Annotated in this window: 2 protein-coding genes and 2 pseudogenes; all 4 read right to left on the bottom strand. The window is 64.7% G+C overall.

All coding sequences use genetic code 11. The features are described 5' to 3' along the window. Window positions 1-96: 96 nt before the first annotated feature. Window positions 97-859: pseudogene (locus OSB71_RS24070) on the bottom strand (transposase family protein). 253 nt (window positions 860-1,112) lie between these two features. Further along, window positions 1,113-2,057, bottom strand: a complete 945-nt coding sequence (locus OSB71_RS24065) for a CU044_5270 family protein (protein WP_265950920.1) — start codon at window positions 2,055-2,057, stop codon at window positions 1,113-1,115. Next, on the bottom strand, window positions 2,044-2,598 hold the full coding sequence (locus tag OSB71_RS24060; protein ID WP_265950919.1) for an RNA polymerase sigma factor: 555 nt from the start codon (window positions 2,596-2,598) through the stop codon (window positions 2,044-2,046). The genes OSB71_RS24065 and OSB71_RS24060 overlap by 14 nt, the downstream gene beginning before the upstream one ends. A 140-nt stretch (window positions 2,599-2,738) precedes the next feature. Next, window positions 2,739-2,872 (bottom strand): annotated as a pseudogene (locus OSB71_RS24055) (transposase); the annotation flags it as partial.

The following is a 2,872-nucleotide window of genomic DNA, read 5'->3' as shown; positions in this document are numbered from 1 at the left end:
GTCACCGCCTGAGCCAAAGAATCATTGACGTTTTCTCAGTCCTTCATTTCCAGGAGTTGTTGAGTTGTTGAGGACGAGTGCGGCCTGGGCGATGCGTCAGATCCGGTTGGGGCTGAGCGTGACGTGCTGGAGTGCGCGCCAGCGTTGTTTGAGTTCGGCGGCTGCGCGCTCTCCCAGGGCTCGGACGCCGCGTTGGAGTCGGTTGTGGGTGCGGGTGTCCGGTGCGAGTGGGGAGGCGATGTCGGGGTGCGGGGCGGAACGGGGTGTGGACGCCCTTGCCTGCGCCGGTGTAGCCGACATCGGCCAGAGTGGGCAGGCCGTCGCGGGCCGCCTCGTACAGGGCGGGCAGGGCGTGGATGCGGGAGGCACGCAGATCATGGACGCTGCCGGGTTCCACGTCGGAGACCCACAGGGGGGTGCCATCGGGGGCGGCTGTGAACTGGATGTTTCCCGCGAAGTGCTTGGCCTTGCCGGAGTACCACAGGTCGGTGCCCTTCTCGGTGGCCCCGGTGACGCGGTCGCAGGAGACCAAGGTGCCGTCCAGGACGATGTGGCTCATCCCCTCCTCGCGGCAGCGGTCCAGCACTTCGTGCAGGTCCGGGGCTTGGGCCGCCAGCACATCGATGCCTTCGTGCAGGTAGCGGTAGCCGGTGGCCTGCGAGACGCCGGCATCCCGGGCCAGGCAGTGAACGCACCCGCGTGTCCGGAACCAGCGCAGCACCAGCACAGCCTGACGGAAAGTGCCCAGCGCCCGGGAACCCCTCGGGGTGCCGATCCGGCGCCGGTGCGCGGCCAGCAGCCGGGACAGGTACTCCACGACATGGCGCGGGACATCGAGCGTGGCAACATAGGTGACCAACGTGAAGCCTCTGGTTCAGCGGACGATCTTGTGGTGAGAACCGTCCTACCAGGGGCTTTACGTCTGCCCGCACCCGGGGTGCAACTGCCCCACCCGGCAAGCCCCGCACCAACTCACCCCGCGAAGACCACTTCGCTGAGAAAACGTCATTGGCTCAGGCCATCAGAGCAAATAACACTGGTTACCTTGTCGAACAGCGCTTTCTACTGATGCTCGCGGGTAATCCCCTACCTGCCCGGGGAACTGAGGTTGATCACTCTGCGTTGCTGACGTATTCGCCCTTCAGGAAAGTCACGTACTGAGTGACGGCTGGAATTTTTACCTTCAGCTCGCCTGGGTCCTTGGTGAGCATGCTTTCGTAGGCCATCAAATTTCCGGTAGCCGGGTCGATGATGAGTGTCTGCTTGCTCGGCAGGCCACCGAAGTCGGATTCGACTGAGAATGCGGCACCGCGGCGCCCGGATCGGTCGGTTACAGTGCCGTTGTACTCGACGCCGTCGAAGGACGCCATGGCTCGCAGCAGGGCTGCCCGCTGTTTCGGAGTGAAGACCCTGTCCAGTGCCTTCTCAGGGTAGCGGTCGAAGAACGCTCCGGCTCCTGAGCCATCGCCGGCTGCCAGGACCCACCGCTTCATCGCCTCCGCCCCCTCGCCCTCTGGAGCAGATGGGTCGCCGGCGGCTGAGCCTTGAGTGGTCCGTGTGGTCCCGTCCTCCTCGATCGTCTGTTTTCTTGTCCCATCAGGCCTGATCCAGATTTCATAGTGCTGGGGGACGATGCGGGAGGTCACCTGCTTGCCGTCGATTCGCGTAAAGAGTGACCACATCTCCCGTTCGAAGTGTGCGGCGGCGTTCTCCGGGATCGCGGGAGAAGGTAGGCGCTCCGCCGTGGCCGCAACTTCCTCTAGGACCTCCGCTGCTGAGGCTTCAGCGTTCTCCTGCAGATGGAGAGGCGGAGGCGTGGCCGCGTACGCCTGCTGCTGTGCCGGGTCGAGGACCAACCCGGCTCCCGTAACCAGCGTCCCTGCGGTGAGTGTCGCCGCGGCGAGCATCAGGAGGGGGCGACGCCGGGTCCGACGGGCAGAGTCCCGTCGGGGCGTTGCCAGAATCCTTTCCAGCATGGCTTCGCTCTCGGCTTCCGTAGCCAGGTTGCGCCCCTTTGCCGGATCGGCCGAACGGACCAGTTCGTCAAGGCTGTACATGAGTGACCTCCTGCCCCTTCGGGCGCATCCGTTTGGTCGCAGCGTTGTCGTATGCGGGTTCGAGGCGACGGCGGAGCCGCTGTCGCGCCCGATGGAAACGGACCCTGGTCGCAACATTGCTACTGCCGAGCACGACAGCAGCCACGGCAGGCGTCAGGTCCTCCCACAGCACTAGCTTCAAGATCTCCTGGTCAGACTCGCTCAACTCGCCCATGGCCCGGGCGAGATCCTCTCGAGCTATTACGCCCTCGGTACCGTTTACGGTTACTCCCTGTGGCTGGGCAGCCAACAGGTCGGTCAGGTCCGCTCTACGTTGTTGGGCCCGACGGTGATTGGCAAGTACACGCCGTGCAACGCCGTACAGCCACGGCAGCGCATCGTTAGCTGGCATGGCGTCAGCCTTGCGCCAGGCGGTCAAGAACACCTCGGCGACGATGTCAGCCGTCACGTCGGCGTGAGCGCGGCGCATGACGTACCGCTCAACCGCTGCACGGTGGCTGCGATACACCTCGGTGAAGCGCTCCTCTATCGATATCCTCATCTGCCCTCCGACCGTGTATGTGTCCGGCAACCGGAAGCGCGTTACACCCCACGCTTGCTGGGTTTCGTGAGCCTCGCGCTTCGTGAAGCGGACCGTCCGTCGAGTGGTTACTGAGGTTAAACTCGTGGTGTCGCGCCGGGTCAGGCGGGTCTGATGGGCAGGCCGGTCTCGGCGAGGCAGCCGTCTATGAGGTGGCTGCGGTACTGGATGTGCCGCAGTCCGTGTCGGATGCGCTGGACGAGGTGTTGGGGGGTTGAGAAGGCGAGGTTGGAGA

Origin of the sequence: Streptomyces marinisediminis, assembly GCF_026262575.1 — a bacterium.
GTDB classification, from domain to species: Bacteria; Actinomycetota; Actinomycetes; order Streptomycetales; family Streptomycetaceae; genus Streptomyces; species Streptomyces marinisediminis.
This window is presented reverse-complemented; position numbering and strand designations above follow the sequence as displayed.